The sequence below is a fragment of the Nitrosospira sp. Nsp11 genome, from assembly GCF_900142705.1.
In the GTDB taxonomy this organism is placed as follows: domain Bacteria; phylum Pseudomonadota; class Gammaproteobacteria; order Burkholderiales; family Nitrosomonadaceae; genus Nitrosospira.
The window spans coordinates 95,518-114,852 of record NZ_FRBV01000002.1 but is presented as its reverse complement, the minus strand read 5'-3'; the positions used below and the strand labels follow the sequence as shown (position 1 = coordinate 114,852).

Annotated in this window: 16 protein-coding genes; 10 read left to right on the top strand and 6 right to left on the bottom strand. The window is 51.3% G+C overall.

Annotation, left to right across the window (positions count from 1 at the left end):
• Nucleotides 1-201 precede the first annotated feature (201 nt).
• The 7 genes from BUA28_RS03590 to smbP all read left to right on the top strand — a co-directional run bounded on the left by BUA28_RS03590 (nucleotide 202) and on the right by smbP (nucleotide 7,293).
• Complete coding sequence (locus BUA28_RS03590) at nucleotides 202-927, top strand: Crp/Fnr family transcriptional regulator (protein WP_072766778.1); 726 nt, start codon at nucleotides 202-204, stop codon at nucleotides 925-927.
• A 399-nt stretch (nucleotides 928-1,326) separates the two neighbouring features.
• Complete coding sequence (locus BUA28_RS03585) at nucleotides 1,327-3,345, top strand: AsmA family protein (RefSeq protein ID WP_072766777.1); 2,019 nt, start codon at nucleotides 1,327-1,329, stop codon at nucleotides 3,343-3,345.
• Between the two features lie 110 nt (nucleotides 3,346-3,455).
• Nucleotides 3,456-4,310, top strand: a complete 855-nt coding sequence (locus BUA28_RS03580; RefSeq protein ID WP_072766776.1) for an SDR family oxidoreductase — start codon at nucleotides 3,456-3,458, stop codon at nucleotides 4,308-4,310.
• Between the two features lie 158 nt (nucleotides 4,311-4,468).
• On the top strand, nucleotides 4,469-5,050 hold the full coding sequence (locus BUA28_RS03575) for an SRPBCC family protein (protein WP_256598222.1): 582 nt from the start codon (nucleotides 4,469-4,471) through the stop codon (nucleotides 5,048-5,050).
• Nucleotides 5,051-5,086: 36 nt separating this feature from the next.
• Entirely contained in the window at nucleotides 5,087-5,560 is a 474-nt protein-coding gene (locus BUA28_RS03570; RefSeq protein ID WP_072766774.1) for a PAS domain-containing protein, read from the top strand.
• 76 nt (nucleotides 5,561-5,636) lie between these two features.
• On the top strand, nucleotides 5,637-6,671 hold the full coding sequence (locus BUA28_RS03565) for a methyltransferase (RefSeq protein ID WP_072767057.1): 1,035 nt from the start codon (nucleotides 5,637-5,639) through the stop codon (nucleotides 6,669-6,671).
• A gap of 196 nt (nucleotides 6,672-6,867) precedes the next feature.
• A complete protein-coding gene (gene smbP, locus BUA28_RS03560) occupies nucleotides 6,868-7,293 on the top strand; it encodes a small metal-binding protein SmbP (protein ID WP_083569855.1) in 426 nt (141 codons plus the stop codon).
• A gap of 122 nt (nucleotides 7,294-7,415) precedes the next feature.
• Here the strand turns inward: smbP and ligD are convergent, their stop codons facing one another.
• On the bottom strand, nucleotides 7,416-9,956 hold the full coding sequence (gene ligD / locus BUA28_RS03555; protein WP_072766772.1) for a DNA ligase D: 2,541 nt from the start codon (nucleotides 9,954-9,956) through the stop codon (nucleotides 7,416-7,418).
• A gap of 25 nt (nucleotides 9,957-9,981) precedes the next feature.
• Nucleotides 9,982-10,899, bottom strand: a complete 918-nt coding sequence (locus BUA28_RS03550) for a non-homologous end joining protein Ku (protein WP_072766771.1) — start codon at nucleotides 10,897-10,899, stop codon at nucleotides 9,982-9,984.
• A 600-nt stretch (nucleotides 10,900-11,499) separates the two neighbouring features.
• Between BUA28_RS03550 and BUA28_RS03540 the strand changes: the two genes are divergently transcribed.
• The 3 genes from BUA28_RS03540 (at nucleotide 11,500) to BUA28_RS03530 (ending at nucleotide 14,211) form a co-directional block, all read left to right on the top strand.
• On the top strand, nucleotides 11,500-11,742 hold the full coding sequence (locus BUA28_RS03540) for a hypothetical protein (protein WP_256325445.1): 243 nt from the start codon (nucleotides 11,500-11,502) through the stop codon (nucleotides 11,740-11,742).
• 79 nt (nucleotides 11,743-11,821) lie between these two features.
• Complete coding sequence (locus BUA28_RS03535) at nucleotides 11,822-12,325, top strand: DUF2165 family protein (RefSeq protein WP_072766769.1); 504 nt, start codon at nucleotides 11,822-11,824, stop codon at nucleotides 12,323-12,325.
• 131 nt (nucleotides 12,326-12,456) lie between these two features.
• The gene (locus BUA28_RS03530; protein WP_072766768.1) at nucleotides 12,457-14,211 is read left to right on the top strand and encodes an ABC transporter ATP-binding protein; all 1,755 of its coding nucleotides are present in this window, start codon (nucleotides 12,457-12,459) and stop codon (nucleotides 14,209-14,211) included.
• Between the two features lie 309 nt (nucleotides 14,212-14,520).
• Here BUA28_RS03530 and BUA28_RS03525 read toward each other — a convergent pair whose 3' ends face one another.
• The 4 genes from BUA28_RS03525 to BUA28_RS03510 all read right to left on the bottom strand — a co-directional run bounded on the left by BUA28_RS03525 (nucleotide 14,521) and on the right by BUA28_RS03510 (nucleotide 19,315).
• On the bottom strand, nucleotides 14,521-15,294 hold the full coding sequence (locus BUA28_RS03525) for an FkbM family methyltransferase (RefSeq protein WP_072766767.1): 774 nt from the start codon (nucleotides 15,292-15,294) through the stop codon (nucleotides 14,521-14,523).
• A 178-nt stretch (nucleotides 15,295-15,472) separates the two neighbouring features.
• Nucleotides 15,473-16,435: a rhamnan synthesis F family protein gene (locus tag BUA28_RS03520; RefSeq protein ID WP_256598221.1), complete on the bottom strand. Its 963-nt coding sequence runs from the start codon at nucleotides 16,433-16,435 to the stop codon at nucleotides 15,473-15,475.
• A 224-nt stretch (nucleotides 16,436-16,659) separates the two neighbouring features.
• The gene (locus tag BUA28_RS03515; RefSeq protein WP_371915204.1) at nucleotides 16,660-18,324 is read right to left on the bottom strand and encodes an ATP-dependent DNA ligase; all 1,665 of its coding nucleotides are present in this window, start codon (nucleotides 18,322-18,324) and stop codon (nucleotides 16,660-16,662) included.
• Complete coding sequence (locus BUA28_RS03510; protein WP_072767055.1) at nucleotides 18,278-19,315, bottom strand: ligase-associated DNA damage response exonuclease; 1,038 nt, start codon at nucleotides 19,313-19,315, stop codon at nucleotides 18,278-18,280. Before BUA28_RS03510 ends, BUA28_RS03515 begins: the two co-directional genes overlap by 47 nt.
• Between the last annotated feature and the right edge of the window lie 20 nt (nucleotides 19,316-19,335).

Here is a 19,335-nt window from a genome sequence, read left to right as displayed (position 1 = left end):
CACGCAGTAAAATGGAATACTCCGAAAAAGGGCTGTGCTTGACAGAATTTGTATTCTAAGATAAATGCTATTATAAGTTGGATGGGAACCGGCCGGCGGAAGGAGGTGGAAGGGAAGAGGCCTCAAGCATTAGCCATCTTTTGCTTTCATTCCACCGCGCCTACGCTGCGCTTACTTTTTATAAAAGAATTTCTGTAGCGGATGCTTAGCTCTCCTCCACATCAGCCCGACCAGAACCGTCTCCTTGCCGCTTTGCCGGCGACTGAACTTGAACGCATAAAATCGCATCTGGAATTGGTTCATATGCCACTCGGGGACGTTCTTTGCGAATCCGGAGGGCGCCTTCCATACGTTTACTTTCCAACTTCCACCATCATTTCCCTGCACTATATCCTTGAGAATGGCGCGTCATCGGAGATTGCAGGCGTGGGTAATGAAGGCTTGCTCGGTATTTCCCTGATTATGGGCGGTGAAAGTACCCCGAGCTGGGCCACTGTACAAACTGCCGGCTATGGCTACCGGCTGAAAGCCTCGCTTCTGTTGCAAGAGTTTAATCAAGGAGGCCCGATACAACGATTGTTGTTGCGCTACACTCAGGCGCTTATCACGCAGATCTCACAGACCGCAGTGTGCAACAGGCACCATACCATTGAACAGCAATTGTGCAGGTGGTTATTGTTAACGCTGGACCGGTTGAATTCTCAGGAATTGGTCATGACTCAGGAATTGATCGCCAGCATGCTCGGCGTGCGCCGCGAAGGTATTACGGAGGCTGCCGGAAAACTGCAGCAAGCCGAGATTATCCGTTATCGGCGCGGCCATATAACCGTACTCGACAGAACCGGACTCGAAACACACGTTTGCGAATGCTACGACGTGGTCAAAAAAGAATTCGATCGTCTGTTTCGTGACGTGCGGAAGTATTAGCAGCCTGTCGGACTTGATTCTTCAAGCCCGACAGGCTGCCAGAAGGTTCTGAACAAGCGCATGCAGCCGTGATCGGCGACGCCGATCACGGATCTCGACCGGAATAAAAACAGATCAGGTCGGCATGACCGGCTAAAGAATCATGAGATAGCCGGGTGTTGGGAAGAACAACCGATCACATCATCGCAACACCCGCGCCGTCTTAATCTTGCCCTCTTAATCTTGACTACAAAGCCGTGCGCACGCTTTGCAGTCACCAGCTTTGCCACACACCGCCGTTCCAAGTCGGCTCCGCACGGCTTGAATGTGCGGTGACGTACCGAATGGGACCAGCAGCAGCAGTATCATTCCAAATTATTGGAACTGCTCTTGTTCTGCCCTCGGTTGCAAACCCCGCCTATGTCGATCCGTCCCAAGACCGTAAAGAAGACCATATTGCTGGTATTCGGCACGCTATTTGTATTTGTCATAATATTTGCCATCTGGTTTGACTGGAACATGCTGAAGCCCTATGTCGAGCGCCAGGTAACTGAAAAGACCGGCCGCGAATTTACTATCCGCGGCGATCTCGATGTCAGGTTATCACTCAATCCGCTGGTCAGTATCGGAGGACTTTCACTCGCCAATGCCGAATGGGGCACGCAGCAGCCGATGCTCGATGTGGATAAAGCCGCTTTCCGCGTCAGTCTATGGAATCTGTTCCTCGGAGATGTCGTGCTGCCTGAAGTATCCATAACCAAGCCAAAAATCATCCTTGAAAAGAGTGAGGATGGAAAGCGCAACTGGGATTTTAAAAAGGAAAAAAAAGAGAAAATGGAATTGCCGGAAATCGGCAGGCTCGTCCTGGACCAGGGCAAGGTCATTTTCCGCGATCCCAAGACAAAGACCGACGTAACGGTAAGCGTACACACCGACCCGGCAGCGGACGCGAGGGAAATGCCGCTCGATGTGGTGGCTGAAGGTACATTCACCGATCTGAAATTCACGGCTAAAGCCAAAGGGGGCAAGGTTATGTCGCTAGCGGATAAAACGCTCCCCTATCCCATCAAAGCGAGCGCGCAAATCGGAACGACTTACGCCGCGGTTGACGGCATCATTACCGGGCTTGCCGAGCTGGCCGCAATGGACCTGAAGCTGGAAGTACGTGGAGAGGACCTTTCGGCACTTTACCCGATGGTGGGGATCGTATTTTTTCCCTCACCGCCATACCGTATATCGGGAAGGCTTACCCACCAGAATACCGAGTGGTCGATGAAGCAATTTTCGGGAGAGGTAGGCAAAAGCGATCTCGGCGGCGATATACTTTTCGATACGGGCGGCGAACGTCCGATGCTACGTGCGGATGTTGTATCAAAAGTCCTCGACCTGAATGACCTGCAAGGTTTCGTGGGCGCCCGGCGCGCGCCGCAACCGCAGGATAGCCCTGCCGAGAAACAGGAGAAAAAAGCGTCGATAGAAGCCCAGCGGGACCGGCTGCTACCCGACCAGGAATTCAAGGTGGACCGGTTGCGGGCAATGGATGCGGACGTCAAGTTCACTGGTGAATCTATTCGAAACAAGGAATTGCCGGTCGAACATCTGGTAACGCATCTCAAGGTTGATGATGGGCTGCTGACCATGGACCCCGTCAATTTCGCGGTCGCAGGTGGGAATATTATTTCCAGGGTCACAATAAATGCACGGAAGGATACACCCGCCGCAGAGGCCAGGATGGACTTTAAAAAACTGCAGTTACCGAAGCTCTTTCCCAAAATCGAGCTGACCGAGGACAGCATGGGCGTGATAGGCGGCACAACGACGGTAACCGGACACGGCAAGTCCGTCGGCGCGCTTCTCGCATCGGCGGATGGCAACTTCGGCTTGATCATGTCAGGTGGCGAGATCAGCAAGCTGATGCTGGATATCATAGGGCTCGATGGAGCGCGAATTCTCAAGCTTTTGATCGCGGGGGATAAAAACGCCAGGATCCGCTGCGCTGTCAGCGATTTCGATATCAAGAAAGGAATCATGACCAGCGAGGCTTTTGTCATAGATACAACAGAAACAAATATTATCGGCGAAGGCTCTATAAGTCTCGTTGACGAAACCATTGACCTGAAGATTTCACCGGAACCCAAACACTTCAGTATTCTGAGCCTGCGCACGCCGGTGCATATCAACGGCACTTTCAAGGATCCGACCGTGTACCCGGACAAAATGCTGGCCATACGCATTGGCTCGGCGGTTCTGCTGGGCATTTTCGCGACACCCGCCGCGGCACTGATACCGCTGATAGAGACAGGCCCGGGTGAGGATAACAATTGCAGGGCGCTGATTGCCTCAGTCAAGGACACCAAATCACATCCCGCCAAAGAGGCCCCGCCACAAAAGAAAGAAGCCCAACCGGAGAAGCGCAGAAACAACGCCGAGAAACGGTAAGGGCACCGAAAATAGATGATTCGGCCAATCAGCTCATATGTGTGTAAGCGCACGGATCAAGGCGCGGCAATCCTTATAGTACTTACTATCTTTTCCAGGAGGTATTCACGATGGAAACAGCAGAAATTCCTGAACAGCATCAAAAAAAACAACCTGGCGTGGAAGCAGAGATGGAGCCTCGGCCCGACTCGACCCTTGAGGGATACCGGGGAAGCGGCAAGCTGCAAGCCAAGGTTGCGATTGTTACCGGCGGTGATAGCGGTATCGGGCGCGCTGTGGCCGTTGCCTTTGCCAAGGAAGGCGCCGATATCGCCATTGCCTATCTTGAGGAGCATGGAGATGCAAACGACACAAAAAAAGAAATCGAGCAATGTGGAAGAAAATGTCTTTTAATTGCCGGTGACGTGGGTAATGAACAATTCTGTTCCGAAGTCGCCGCAAAGACGATCGCGACTTTTGGACGCATTGACATCCTGGTAAATAATGCCGCGGAGCAACATGTCCGGGCCAGCATTATGGACATCGATAATGCACAGCTCGAAAAAACTTTCCGCACGAATATTTTCTCGATGTTTTATATGGTAAAAGCAGCGCTCCCCCATCTAAAAAAAGGCGCACGCATAATTAATACTACGTCCGTGACCGCCTATAAGGGGAGTCCGCATTTGCTCGACTACTCGGCCACGAAGGGCGCAATCGTTGCTTTTACGCGGTCATTGTCACTACAATTGGTCGAGCAGGGAATTCTTGTAAATGGTGTCGCTCCCGGACCCATATGGACACCATTGATACCGTCTACTTTTCCGCCCGAAAAAGTCGGCAGTTTTGGAAAAGATGTGCCTCTGAAACGTCCTGGACAACCTGACGAGGTAGCGCCCTGTTATGTCTTTCTGGCTTCCCGGGAATGCTCATATATGTCGGGGCAAGTGCTGCATCCGAATGGAGGCACCATCGTAAACGGCTAAAAGAAGCAGTTTTGACCTCACTCGGCGTGACAAATTGTCTGGGAAACTGTTCGCGAAATTCAGACATGGAGTTTCAATAAGTGGTGATAAAAAAATTTGCATTAAGCTGTGGACGAGCATAAGTTCAAAATATGTGACTTACCCGGATTTTTTGCTTAATGCCCGCCAGGGAGTACCTAACCCAGGCCGATAACAGCTATTATTATTCGTCGAAGTACAACTACAAACCTGCAGGCTGCAAAACAGGGGCACGAAGTATGTTCAGTTTAGGTTCCAAAGAACCTGTTGTAGCGACAGCGAAAATTGTGATCGACTGTTCGCCCGAACACGTCTTCAGCTATTTGGGTGAAGGCTTTTTTGAAAATTATCCTAAATGGTCTCCCGAAGTCGTTGAGCTTGAGCCGGTCACCAGCGGCCCGCTGAGGTTAGGAACCATCGCAAGGCAGGTGCGTATTGACCAAGGCCGCCGGACAGAAACCAAATTCAAAATAAATGAGTATGAGCCAAACAAGCGCTTGGGCTTTGCCGGGGTTGCCGATCCTTTCCGCTGCAGCTATGAGCTACGATGCATCGATAGCGGCAAGTCGTCCGAGCTGACCTTTACTTTTGAATTACTCGAGATTCAGATGTTCATGCGTCCGTTCGAGAAATTGATCCGGGTAGTGGTTCAGGAAGGAGCGCAACGCACGGTAAGAAATTTGAAGCGTTTAACTGAAGCAAAAAAACACGCGGCCGGCTAGCGGCTCGCCATTCCGCAAAATATCCAGGAGAAACAAATGACTTTTGTAGTGGAAAAGGATCCCGGATTAATCCCGCAGATCTTGTCCGAAATACTGGACAGCTCGATAAACGGAATCACGTTGGTGGATCCCGATCAGGAGGATATGCCCATTGTTTATGCCAATAGGCAATTCCAGGTCATGACTGGATATCCGCAAGAGGAGATACTCGGGCGCAACTGCCGTTTTCTCCAGAAGGGCGACCGTGAACAGGAAGCGCGTTTTGCAATGAGGCGGGCCATCAGCAAGCACGAACCCATCGAGGTGACCATACGCAATTATCGAAAGGATGGCGAGCTCTTCTTTAACCACCTGACGCTCACTCCGCTGCTGGATGGACAGGGAAAACTCATCTATTATCTTGGCATTCAGTATGATGTGAACCGCAATCGGGACTTGATCTCGAAGTTCAGCATGCAGCAGGAAGCCGATACCAGACGTTTACTTGCTTCTCTGTTGCCCAGACCTTGATACTATATCCCGGCACACGCCTAGTGCCGGGATATAGTATGCGAGTTAATCAAAAATCACAATGGAAGAGGAATTTATGACCCGGATATCGTATGAAAACATTTCACAGCCGCGATCGGATGACCGGCGCCTATGGGATGTACCTTTTGCGGTTTACGGGTACCCGGCCTTGATGTTAGCCCACAGGTTGAAGGTTTTTGCCTTGCTTGGGAAAGGGGCGCGCACGTTGCCTGAAATCTGCGAGGCGCTGGACCTCAAGCCCCGGCCGGCCGAGGCTATCCTGACGGCCGCGACAGCGCTGGGCTTTCTCTCTCTCGTGGATACGCGTTATTCGCTTGCCGCGCTTGCGGAAGATTACCTGCTCGAAAAGAGCCCCAGCTACTTCGGGTTTTTCTGGGACATGATGATCGACAATTCAGAGGTGTTTTCCTACACAAGCCTGGAGCGGGCCGTGCTCACCAACTCGCCCCAGGCTTATGGCGGAGGCGATATTTATAAATCCCATGAAGAGCAGGCGGAGTTGGCGCGGCGGTTTACGCGCGGCATGCATAGCATGAGCATGACCCTGGCGTCCGCCTGGCCGAATGTCCTGGATCTCACACATCATCAACTGATGCTCGACATCGGCGGTGGTTCCGGCGCTCACTCTATCGTCGCTGCATTGAAATCGCCCAACCTGGATGCGATCGTGCTGGACCTGGAGCCTATATGCCAGGTCGCTCAAGAGTTCATTAACCAGCATGGCGTGCAGGACCATGTAACGACCCAGGTTGCGGATATGTGGAACGACCTCTTCCCGGCAGCCGATCTGCATTTTTATTCCAACATCTACCACGACTGGCCTCCGGAGAGATGCAGATTCCTTACGGAGAAAAGTTTCCGGAGCCTGGAGCCAGGCGGACGCATCATCATTCACGATATACTCTACAACGACGAAAAGACGGGGCCTTTCGCTGCTGCCGCGTATAGCATGCTCATGCTGGGATGGACGGAAGGTGAATCCTATTCAGGCGCCGAATTGGCCGCGATGCTGAAGGATGCGGGTTTTCATGACATCCAGGTGTACCCGGCTTTTGGTTATTTCAGCGTGGTGACCGGCGTCAAGCCATAATGATGGATCCTTGCGTTATTGCTCCGGCTCCCGCGGAAACCGCAAATTCAAACATGGTCGCCAGTAGTCATCGCCGGTAGTCATCCTCACCCTCAATCGTTGGAATGGTGCGTATCAGTTCTGTTTCATCGCACGATAACCGGCTTTGCGTCGCATATAAGGCCGGAGCCGATTTTTTTGCACGGGCCTCTGCGTTATGTCGGAATATGTTTATCCATCGATCAGTACCCTCTTAATGAAAATATTCCACCCTTACGGGCTTTTAGCGGTTCTGTTTTTTTTTGCCGCAAGCCCCACCCTGGTTTGTGCCGACGAACATGGTGACAAAGCTCATGAGCATCTGGAAGAGGCAATCGAAAGTGGAAAAAAAGGAAGCGCGCAAGGCGTGCGCATTCACACGGAAGAGGCGAAGAAGGAACTGATCGAGCAGAATAAGGAACATCCCTATACGACCCTTCAAAAGCCCATATACGGCGAACACGAGAAAGCGGAGCACGACAGGGAGATCTTTGAAGAAATGGACCTGGCAATTGAAGAAGCTAAAGAGGAACATACGGAGGAAGCCGTTGAAGCTATAGAAAGAGCTTCCGTTCATTTAGAGGAAAAAGAGAAATCCCGATAAGGGGCGATCCTAAACAAGCGTGAAGGGGGGGAAATATGCCGGCGTTACAAGAAGCTGCGTTCCTAAACGCATTTCCCGTCCCGTGATGGCGGAATCCCGCACCGGCACCTGTTTGGCTCACGTCACCGCTTTTTTGCCGGCTTGAATCCCAGCGTTTTCATGGCCGGTACCACTGATTGCTTTGTGGCGCCATAGTCTGCCCATGGGGCGTTGCCCTTATCCAACCGCTCATGGATATTGAGGGCCGACCAGCGGCTGGCGCTCGTAAGTGAATCCAGCTCTTCCCAGGCCAGCGGCACCGACACGCCCAGGCCCGGACGTGCGCGCACTGACCAGGCCGATACGGTCGTTGCGCCGAAGCCGTTGCGAAGATAGTCTATGAAAATCTTTCCAACGCGATTTCTCGGTCCGCTTTTTGCAACGAAACGCTGCGGTATGGTTTCGGCGAGGTGTTGGACAATGGCTTGGGAGAAATTTTTTACGGTGTCCCAATCATGCAGCCTTTTTATCGGCACAATGACGTGCAAGCCTTTGCCTCCACTCGTTTTCAGGAAAGACTCCAACCCCAGTTCCTTGAGAAATACATGAACAAGCTGAGCCGCCTCCTGGATGAGCGGCCACTTTACCCCTTCGCCGGGATCAAGGTCGAATGCCATCCTGTCCGGTTTGCCGATCGCGTTTTTTGTGGCATTCCATGTGTGAAACTCTATCACGTTCATTTGAGCGGACGCTAACAGGCCTTCGGCGGTGGCAACTTCAATCAATGATTCATGCTCGGGATCCAGCGCCGGGTCAAGCTGGTTCACTCCCTCCATATTCTCTTTTTCCCAATGCTTCTGAAAAAACAGTTGACCTGCAATTCCTTGCGGTGCGCGGACGAGCGATACCGGCCTGCCTTTGAGATGCTCCAGCATTAAAGGCGCGATCAGCGAATAGTAGCAAATGAGCTCGATTTTCGTAAATCCAGTAGATGGATCAATTACGCGCTCGGGGTGCGAAACCTTCAATGACGGTTTTGACACCGCATTCGCAGATTTTGCATCGGAGGCATGCACCGGCTTCTCCCGGATAATGACTTCTGCTTTTTTATCCAATCTCAAGCCTTGAAAAACCGAGTGGCGAATATGTCCATCTCGCGTCCATTCTCCAAAGGAAACTTCAGCCACCAGCGTGGGCTTTACCCAATGCGCGTTTTTTTCGATGTCGCCCGCCCTAACGAATGGTGGACGCTCGGTCGCAACTTTATCCAATTTCACCCTGAGATCATGAAGCGTGTTATCGCTAAATCCGGTGCCTACGTTTCCGGCATACTGAAGCTTCTTGTCTTCATCATAGTAGCCGAGCAGAAGCGAACCTATGCCGGCCCTGGAACCCTTGGGGTCGGTAAAGCCGCCAATTACAAATTCCTGACGTTGCGTGCACTTCAGCTTTATCCAGTTGGGAGAGCGGCCAGAGGCATAACGCGATGTCTTTCGCTTACCGATCAAGCCTTCCAGCCCCAAGCGGCAGGCCGACGCGATGATATCTTTCGGCGGCGCATCAAAAATATCGCTGAAGCGTATCTGTTCCGGCGGACGTCGCTCAAAAAGGGTTCGGAGTACTGCCCTTCGTTCAATCAGGGGGACCTCTCTTAAATCATATCCATCGTAGAACGGTATATCGACCAGGTAATAAATAATCCCTTGAGTCCGTGTGCTATCAAATGCATTTTGCAGAGCCTGAAAATCAGGTATGTTTTTGTCATTCAACACCACAATTTCGCCATCAAACCATCCGGACTTCAGCCTCATCCCCGCTATTGCTTTTATGAGATGAGGCAATTTCTCTGACCAGTCATTTCCATTTCGGGTAAAGAGCTTAATGTCCCTGCCATCTATCCTGGTCAACATCCGATAGCCGTCGAACTTGATTTCGTAACTCCACTCAGCCGGATCGTTGGGCGGCCCATCCACCAGCGTCGCGAGTTGCGGGCGCAAGATGTGAGGAAGATCGGCTTTAACTGCGTTTTCCGGCAAGGCAGATTCGTTTTTTCCGGACTTTGATCTAGTCTTGGTCGACGTTGTGCTCACCGATCCGGCAGCTTTTTGAACCTCTGGCGGTTCAAGCCCGGCAACACTCTCAGGCATTTCATCCACCACGCTATATTCGTTGGAAGAGCGAACATAATCATCTTTTTCCTTGATGAGCAACCATGCCTCCTGTTTTTCTTCCTCCTTCCTTTTCATGCGTACCAGTGCCCAGTGACCCTTCAATTTGTGCCCGCGCAGCTCAAACTTCAGCTTGCCCTCATGATAACCTTTGTGGGAATCCTCAAGAGGAATCCACGTTCCCTTGTCCCAGATGATGACTTTGCCCGCGCCATACTGCCCGCGCGGAATCTCGCCTTCAAAACTGTTGTATGAAATCGGATGATCTTCAACATGAATTGCCATGCGTTTGTCATTGGGATCGAAGCTGGGCCCTTTGGGAACGGCCCAACTTTTCATTGCTCCATCAAGCTCAAGCCTGAAGTCATAATGAAGCCGCGTTGCCCAGTGCTTCTGAACGACAAACGACAAGGCTGCCTTGCTCGTCTTACTGCTGACGCCGATGCCAGGAGGTTCGGACGTTATGGAAAAATCACGTTTTTCCCGATAGGCTTTGAGCGAATCCGGCTTTGACATTTTTCAAGACTTATTCAGAGGTTTCCTATGCGCGGCGCTTATGCGTGCCTTTGGTAGAAGCCGGCAAATTGTCTGCATCGGCCTTCACCGGCTTTTTTCCTGGCGCCTTGCCACTACCCTCCTTATCTCCGCTTTTCTTCAGGCTGCGCTGCAGCAATTCGGTAAGGTCAAGTATCTGTGCACTGCCAGGTGTCGCTTCGGATTCCTCTGGTTGAGCCACGGTCTGGATGTCGCCCGTTTCGACTTTTTCATGGACAAGTTTCATGATCTCCTCCTTGAAAGAATCGCGAAACTCTTCAGGATTCCATTTTCCGCTCATGTCCATCACCAGTTGCTCGGCCATTTTCAATTCCTTATCGGTAATGCCCACCTCCTCCGTTCCCTCAGGAGGAAAGCTCAGTTTCTCCCAATTGCGTATCTCGTCGCCCCATCGCAACAGATTCAGTACGAGCGCGGGGCCTGATGGCACGAGAGCGGCCAGATGCTGCTTTGTTTGAATAACCACACGCGCAATACCGATGCGCCGGGTCTTGAGAAGAGTCTCGCGCAAGAGCGCATAGACCTTGATTCCTTTATTGATCGGAACGACATAGTAAGGGCGCTCAAGATAAACGAACGGAATATCGGTAGCCGGTACAAACATCTCGATCTCAATCGTTTGAGTAGCCTTCGGGTAAGCAGCAGAGATTTCCTCCTGGCTCAGCACGACATACTGACCATCTTCATATTCAATGCCCTTGACAATATTTTCCTTGTCGATTTCCTTTCCGGTCTTCTTGTTTATACGCTTGTAGCCCACCGGATCCATGCTGCGCTTGTCCAGCCAGTCGAAATTCAGCCCCTGTTCCACGGTCGCGGAATGGAGGGCTACGGGTATATGCACCAGGCCGAAGCTTATGGCGCCCTTCCATAACGCGCGGTTGCTTGACGTAGGAATAGCCATGGTTCACTCCCTTCACTTCCACGCAAAATGGCGCTCTTCACATATGGAAGATTAGCCGATACCAGCGAAGCCGCGGCTGGATATATAAACATTCCGATGGATCGTGCATCTCTTCGCGGGAGTAGAAACGGCCGGACTACTGCCCATAATAAGAACAAGAGACACAAAGAACCAACCCCGGCGACGTTCCAACTAGCCCCAGTTATCATCCTCTACACCCATTTTGTTGTATGTGCGATCGCGCACGAAGTGAAGGGCAGCAGGGATCGGTTTATGTTTTGGCGGGATGCGCGATGACCTACTGGACCGACAAGGGCGGATGATGCTATTCAGAGGCCAATTATTTACAGCGCTGTGTGTTCTTTCGTACGGAATGATCAGCTAACAGATGAGAGGATAGTTACGTTTATTTGTGTATTTGTGAATCCTGCCCCATCGTTTGATTCCCTGACCACAACCTTGGGTACTGTCGAATGAAAAGCCTTCCATAAGGTCGCCTATGTGAAAGAGTGAAGGCTCATAAGTGAAGACCCAGAAAAGTAAAAGCTGAAAATACACCGATATGACGCTACGCCATCCACGAAGCTTCTTGAGGATTAAATGAATATGGATTATTTTTCCCTGCTACAATGGCCCGCGATGGTGATCAACATACTTGCGGTCTGGCTGCTGACTTATCAGTCCAAGCGCAGGCGCAATGCCGGATTTTGGTGTTCTCTTCTCAGCAATATCTTATGGATCGCCTGGGGATGGTATGCTCAGGCTTTAGCGGTTATTGGCCTCCAGATAGCCCTGGCTGCGCTGAATATCCGTGGCGTCAAAAAGACAGATGAAACGACTTAGGTAATGCCGCTCGAACATCGCTGTTTTCTCTTTTTTTGACCTATCATCATCATGGTTTGTGCAAAATGAAATTCGAAACATGGAAAAATCTTTTGCAATCCGAGCAAGCAAAATATTTTTGATTTCCGGCATCGGCTGCCTGGCTCTCGTGGTTGCTTCTAATAATATTCTCGATTATCAATCAAACTTCCGGTTCGTCCAGCATGTGATGTCCATGGATACGGTATATCCGGGAAACGTCCTGAAGTATCGTGCCATCACTGAACCGCTTCTGCATTCGACCATCTATATACTTATCATATGCGCAGAATTCATGATTGCCATACTGTGCCTTTCGGGCGCTCTGCAATTGCTTCGCCATATCCGGGATGATGCCTTGACATTCGACAAGGCCAAATCCATATCCATCCTGGGATTATCCTTCGGTTTTGCCTTATGGTTTTTTGGCTTTATCGTAATTGGCGCGGAATGGTTCTGTATGTGGCAATCATCCGACTGGAATGGCCAGGAATCCGCATTCCGATTTGTGGTTTGCATCATCCTGGTGCTAATTTACACCGTACAAAGTGATAAAATCGGCTGAACTGGTCAGCGTCATCGAAATCGCTTCATTGCTACCACTGGCGTATAATGCCAGCCCTATTTTGTTATCTTCATTTCTTCCCTTTTTGATCAGGCCGAATACCGCCGATCGATAGTCTGCAAACCCAGGCGATGCGAACTCTATATACTTATTGCATGCTTTTCCCGCGGCGCACCGCGTACGTCCTGGTCGCGTTGTTGGCGGCAGGTGTCGCCGAAGGGCTTAGTCTGACCGCACTTCTCCCATTACTTTCGATTGCGGTCGGCGATACCGCGAATTCCGACATTGGCAAGCGGATCGTGGACGTGCTGCAAGGGATTGGCATCGTACCAACCATTGGCGTCATGCTGCTGATCATTGTCGGAGGCATGATCATCAAGAGCCTGATATTGCTGATGGCCAACAGGCAAGTCGGCTATACCGTCGCACATGTCGCCACCGCGCTTCGCCTTGAATTGATCGAGGCGCTGCTCGCGAGCCGTTGGCAATATTATCTGCGTCAACCCATGGGTTCCCTGGCGAATTCGGTCGCGACCGAAGCATACCGGGCGGCCAATGGTTTTGAGCACAGTGTCACTGTGCTGGCGCTGGTGATACAAGTCCTTGTCTATGGAACAGTGGCAATGTTCGTTTCATGGCAGGCAACGCTTACCTCGTTACTTGTCGGCGTGGTGATGCTGCGGCTGCTGCATGAACTGATCCGCGCTACCCGCCGGGCCGGGACCAAGCAGACTCAACTGATGCGTCATTTACTGACTTATCTTTCCGACGTGCTGGGATCGGTAAAATCACTGAAAGCCATGGCACGGGACAACGTGGCGGAAGCCATTCTGCGCGACCAGACCAAGCAGCTGGAGAAAGCCACCCGGCGCGAAATCATGGCGCGGGAAGCCTTGATGGCGTTGCAGGAACCCATACTGGCCACCCTGATAGCGTCAGGCTTATATCTGGCCCTGTCGATATGGGAGCTTTCGTTGCCAGCGGTGATGGTTATGGTTTTTCTGCTCACCCGCCTTCTGAGCCTGCTTAATAAAACCCAGCGCAAATACCAGAATCTGATGGCACAGGAGAGCGCTTACTGGGCTTTGCGCACAGCGATCGAAGAGGCTCGTGCCGCAGCGGAGAGAACGACGGGTACGCGGCAGCCCACCCTTCAAAAGGGGATCAGCTTGCGTCACATAGATTTCGATTATGGCGCGAAACCGATATTCCAGGATCTCAACCTTGAAATCCCCGTCAATACATTCACCACTATTGCAGGGCCCTCAGGGGTTGGCAAAAGCACCATGCTAGACCTGCTGTGCGGGCTGGCTGAACCAAAATCAGGGGATATGCTCATAGATGGCGTACCTCTGCGTGAAATCAATCCGCGCGACTGGCGACGCATGATCGGCTATGTTGCGCAGGAAAATGTTCTGCTTCATGACACCATTCTCAGCAACATACTCGTCGGCGCGCCTGATCTGGTTGAAGCCGATGCTGAAAGAGCATTGCACCAGGCGGGAGCCTGGGATTTCGTAAGCGCCCTTCCGGAAGGAATGCAGACGATTGTCGGCGAGCGCGGAGGGCTGCTGTCGGGCGGCCAGCGTCAGCGGATCGCAATAGCCAGAGCGCTGGCTCACCAGCCGCTTTTTCTGCTGCTTGACGAACCGACCAGCGCGCTAGATCCTGAAAGTGAGCGGTTGGTTTGCGACACCCTAAAGAAGCTGGCGGCCGGCCTCACCGTGGTGGCCGTTTCCCATCAGCCTGCGCTGATAAATGCAGCGGACAACATATTCACCCTTTCCAAGGGTAAAGCCGAGCGACTGCAGCATCCCTCCGAGGTTGAGAATGAATCGGACGCCATATCCCTATCACGCAGGGGAGCAACCTCGGCCTTCCGCTGATTGGAGAAGTTATAGCGAACAAGCCGCAAAAATTGTTTGCTGCCCGAGGTGACGCACGACCACGTGAACCTGATAGCCTGTAACCCTAACTCCGGCAGCTGACCACTCATTTTTAGCCCGTTGTCAGTTCATTTGCCAACTAAGTGCGTAACGAAAAGGATTTTCGCAGCCGTGAGCTTCACCTTTTGGTGAGCTCGCTATAGGGCGGATTCAGGGGAACAGACTGTACCTATGCCGATCCAGATGGCGCAGCATTAATCAACGGTGGCTTCGATTAATGGTATTCTCTTATGCAAGAGTAGAAATGGGCTAACGTTTTTTCTCAAATATAAAACAGGTTTCGCCCCAATTTTTAGCTGTTTTGAATTTCACCCCCAAGCCTGCCCGTTCCATCAGCTCTACCGCTTCCTGCTGCTCCTCAGGGGTTCCCAGCTCGACGATGACAGATCTTAGCGCCGGATTTTTCAGAACATTTTTCGCACCTTTGATAATGGGAATCTCTATGCCATCTACATCGATCTTGATATAGTTGGGGTAAGGGAACCCCCATTTTTCGCATAACTCATCCAGCGTTACTCCAAACATTCCCTGAATATGCGCAGCAGGTGTTTTCATGTTCTTCAGGTCTTCCTTTCCGAACTGTGAGCGGTTTCCTCCGCCAATAAATTTGGGGATGTACAGCTTTGAAAACCCGCCCTGCCCCGATACGGCTACACCATAAGCCGTAATATTATTTTCGAGCTTATTCAGGTAAATGTTTTTATTCAGTAAAGAATAATTGATGCACTGAGGCTCAAAGGCAAAAACCTGAATGTCTTTCCCGTATTTTTTGGCGGGGTATAACGAATATTGACCGATATTCGCACCTAGATCAAAGAAACGCGAGCCGGGTTCAAAACTGTCGAGCCAATTCAGCGTATCGGGCTCTTTAATGGAATAAGTTTTGGCTCGCTGAAGCGTCCGAAAGTTATCCACGGCTATGCGTATAGATTGACCCTTGACATTTACCTGCGTGTAACCGCCCTTTAGTCCATAAAGCGCGATAGAAAACCCGGAAAGAACATCCATGAAAAATGAAGACATATTTGCTTCAGCTGTAGGCTGATTAGTGGAGATAGGGATTAGATGAATGCCGAAGAATATCTGTTTTATCCGGTTTAATCCCAAATATTTTATGGCAGGTCAAAGCCGCAGCCGTCAGAGTAGCGGTGACTTTGTCTCGTATGAAAGGTATTTTCAAGTCGAAGGCAGCAACTCCGCCTCATCTGTAGGGCAAACTCAAGTCGTCGAGGATGGCCATATTATAATGGGAAGCAGTCTCTATCAGCACCGGCAAGACTTCTCCAACACTTACGCCCTTCCTTGTCAAAACGCTTTTTTTGATAAACGGGAACTTGAACTCGGTAATAAGAGGCTTCCACAAGTGTAAAGTCGGCTCTATCCATCTTATAGGCCTTTGATTAAAATTAGTTCGAGCCAGGGCGGGTTCTAAACCATAAAGAGCGGCTAGGCGGAATCTGTGGCGGAGAAGCCGGGAAAAACCGACCTCATATTTTCGGATAACAGCATTCTTGAGCTCCAGAATATCGACCTCTTTGAAGAAGCGAAGAAATTCTTCAGATAGCACTACATTTTTTTTGCAATACAGAAAATAAGATTGCAGATGCGGATGAAATTGAAAAGAATCGGTCATCCCAATCACATCAGCGTCGTAGTTCTCAAGCGTAGTAACGATATTGCTGATGCTGAAAAGCGGCCCGATAACGCTATCGTTGGCTAACAGAAGGCCGGCATGGTCCTTGTATCGGGCATATTTCTCCAGCCCTGTTTTCCATCCGTAAAAATCGTAGCCTTTATTCTCCCGGTTTATGATTCTTACGCAGCATCTTGAAAGCTTCTCCAGGTCCGAAATCGCAATGTCATCGCTCGAGCTGATAAATATGATGTTGAACCCCGCCAGTGCGAGCGCGTCAAGATATTGATACACGTTCTTTCTGACAATACTTTTGTAATCGTAGCTACAAAAAAGGCAGACCGGTCTAGTGTAATCCGGCGATACCAGCCCTTTTTCGTCTAATCTGACAAGCGGTTCCTTACGCACTTTCTCCCGTGTGAGCAAATAAACAGATAAATCCCGCGCGTATCTCAACTCCTTGACTATCGTCTTGATGGGCCACTTCATCGGCCAGGCGGTCCGACCATTTTTCTGCTTGTGCGCAGACATTTTCATACACCTCAGCCAATAAATTCCATCAAGAGTTGGTACATAAAAATCGCCTCGTTATATGCAGGGATACCTAAATATGTCGAAAAGCTTTTGCTGCATATCAGTGGCCTTCCAGTATAAGGAGCCCTTATACGGAACGCGATAAAAAAAATCATTGATGACATGTTTTCTTGTAAAAATACGCGCTTCAGGGACGGCTAATCCAGAGATGATAAAGATACTCACGTCAACATGCCTCTCAGTGTTTCCAGCGAATCGGCTTCGTCTATTTTTTTGTCGTCGCGAATGCGAAGCATCCGGGGAAATCGCACCGCAATACCCGCTTTGTGCCGTGATGAAAGGGCAATGCCTTCAAACCCTATTTCAAACACCATGGTTGGCATTACGCTACGAACCGGGCCGAATTTATCAACCGTTGTTTTGCGAATTACTGCATCGACCTGCGCAATTTCACGATCGGTCAAGCCAGAGTATGCCTTTGCAAATGGCACGAGTTTGCGCTTGCCCTCCAGGTCGTCATTCCACACTGCAAAAGTGTAGTCCGTATAGAGCGAGGCACGACGGCCATGTCCTTTTTGCGCATATATCAATACCGCATCGACCGTATATGGATCTATCTTCCACTTCCACCAGACACCACTCTCCTTGGTGCGGCCTGCCCCATACCGTGCACTAACCGATTTCAGCATCATTCCTTCAACAGCACGCGAGCGCGAGCTGTCCCGTATCACCCGCAGTGCTTGCCAGTCATGGGCATCGATCACAGGTGAAATAATCAGACCAGGTGCTCCAATAGCGCTCACCACATCTTCCAGTTTGCCTCGCCGCTCCGATTGAGCAGCATTCCGGATATCTTGCCCGCCGTGCTCCAGCAGGTCAAACGCTATAAACACCGCCGGCAGCTCGTTTAGTATCTTTGACGACAAGGTCTTGCGGCCGATTCGCTTTTGCAATTCGGCAAAAGAGGCTGGCCTGTCGTTTTTCCATACCAGAATTTCCCCGTCCAGGACGGTGCCATCGGCAAAAGAAATTCCGCTGATCTCAGGAAAACGATCCGTGATCAAGTCCTCTCCGCGCGACCAAAGCCAACGTTGGCCGCCCCGCTGCACTAATTGAGCGCGAATCCCATCATACTTCCACTCCGCTTGCCACTGCCGGATATCGCCCAATGTTTCAGGATCGGCTTGCAAAGGATGGGCTAGGAAAAACGGATAAGGATACGGCTGGCCATGAGGGTCCGCGCCTTCAAACGCCACCTGCGGGGCGATCAGCGAGCTATAGCGCATCGCACTGGGCTGCAACCCGCTGTCGGTCCATCCCATCATCCGTTGGGAAACGATTTTTATATCAAGACCGGAAAGTTCGCTCAATGCGCGAACCACAAGCAGTTTCGAGACCCCAACCCTGAATCCGCCGCTTATCAGTTTTATCAACAGAAAACGCTCATCCGCCTGGAGCTCATCCCAATAACCGAACAACGCGCCACGAATCTTTTCCGGGGTCTCGTTTCGTAAGGGAATAATGCGTTCTTCCATCCAGACCGCAAGCGCAATGCAGCTTTCATTCCCTGGCGGTGGCAGAATATGCGCTATCGTTTCCGCCAGATCCCCAACTGCCAGGTAACATTCGTCGAAAAGCCATTCCGGAATACCGGACATCTCGGTTGAAAACTGCCGCAAGAGTTTGGTCGAGATTGTCTGACGCGGCTTTCCGCCGGCCAAAAAATAGACCGCCCAGGCGGCGTTTGCCGGTTGGGCATGGCTGAAATATCTTTTTAATGCATCAAGTTTGCCGATAGTTGCAGTGGTTGAATCCAGCTCGTTGTAAAGCCCCGCAAATTCACGCATGGCTTTCTTTGAATGCAATGGATTCGTTCGCTGCGACATTGTCATCTTCTTCGGTCCCGTACTCCGTGTCGAAGGCTGAAGCGTCAAACCCATTCTCCTGCAGCCACCGCACCATGATATCGACGTGCCCATGCGTAACGATCACGCGTCGCGCACCTGTTGCAGTGATGGCCGCCATCAGGCCCGGCCAATCCGCGTGATCAGACAGCACGAAACCGCGATCGACCGCGCGGCGCCTTCGTGCACCCCGGAGAAGCATCCAGCCGCTTGCGAATGCATCGCTATAGTCGCCGAAACGACGCATCCACGGCGAACCTGCTGCCGAGGGCGGAGCCAGGACAAGCGCTCCGCGCAAGCGGGCTTTATCATTTATGCCGCTGATGCTCAACGTATCCGGCAATGGTATTCCAACTTCGCGATAAACACGGTTAAGCGTTTCGATCGCGCCATGGCAGATAATCGGACCGATCGTATTATCGATACCGTTCAAGATTCGTTGCGCCTTGCCGAACGAATAGCAAAAGAGAACGCTGACCCGGCCCGCTTCGCCATTGCGCCGCCACCATTCATTGATATCGTCAAGAATCGAGTTCTGCGCCTGCCAGCGATAAATCGGTAAACCGAACGTCGATTCGGTAATAAACGTTTCGCAAGCGACGGGCTCGAAGGCATCGCACGTGCCGTCCGCTTCCAATTTGTAATCGCCCGATACAACCCATACTTCGCCCTTGTACTCGAGACGAACCTGGGAAGAACCTAGAACATGGCCGGCCGGATAAAGCGAGATGGTCACGCCGTTGTGGACGGTTCGCTCTCTATATGCCAGCGTATCAAGCGTGATGTCGCCCAACCGGGATTTCAGGATGGCGGCGCCCGAAGTTGCAGCGAGGTAATGAACATGGCCGGGGCGCGCGTGGTCCGCGTGCGCATGCGTAATGATGGCCCGCTCGACCGGCAGCCACGGATCGATATAAAATTGCCCTGGTACGCAAAACAAGCCTTCTTTTTTCGCAACTACCAGATCAGCCATGAACGCCTCAGTTCCCGCTA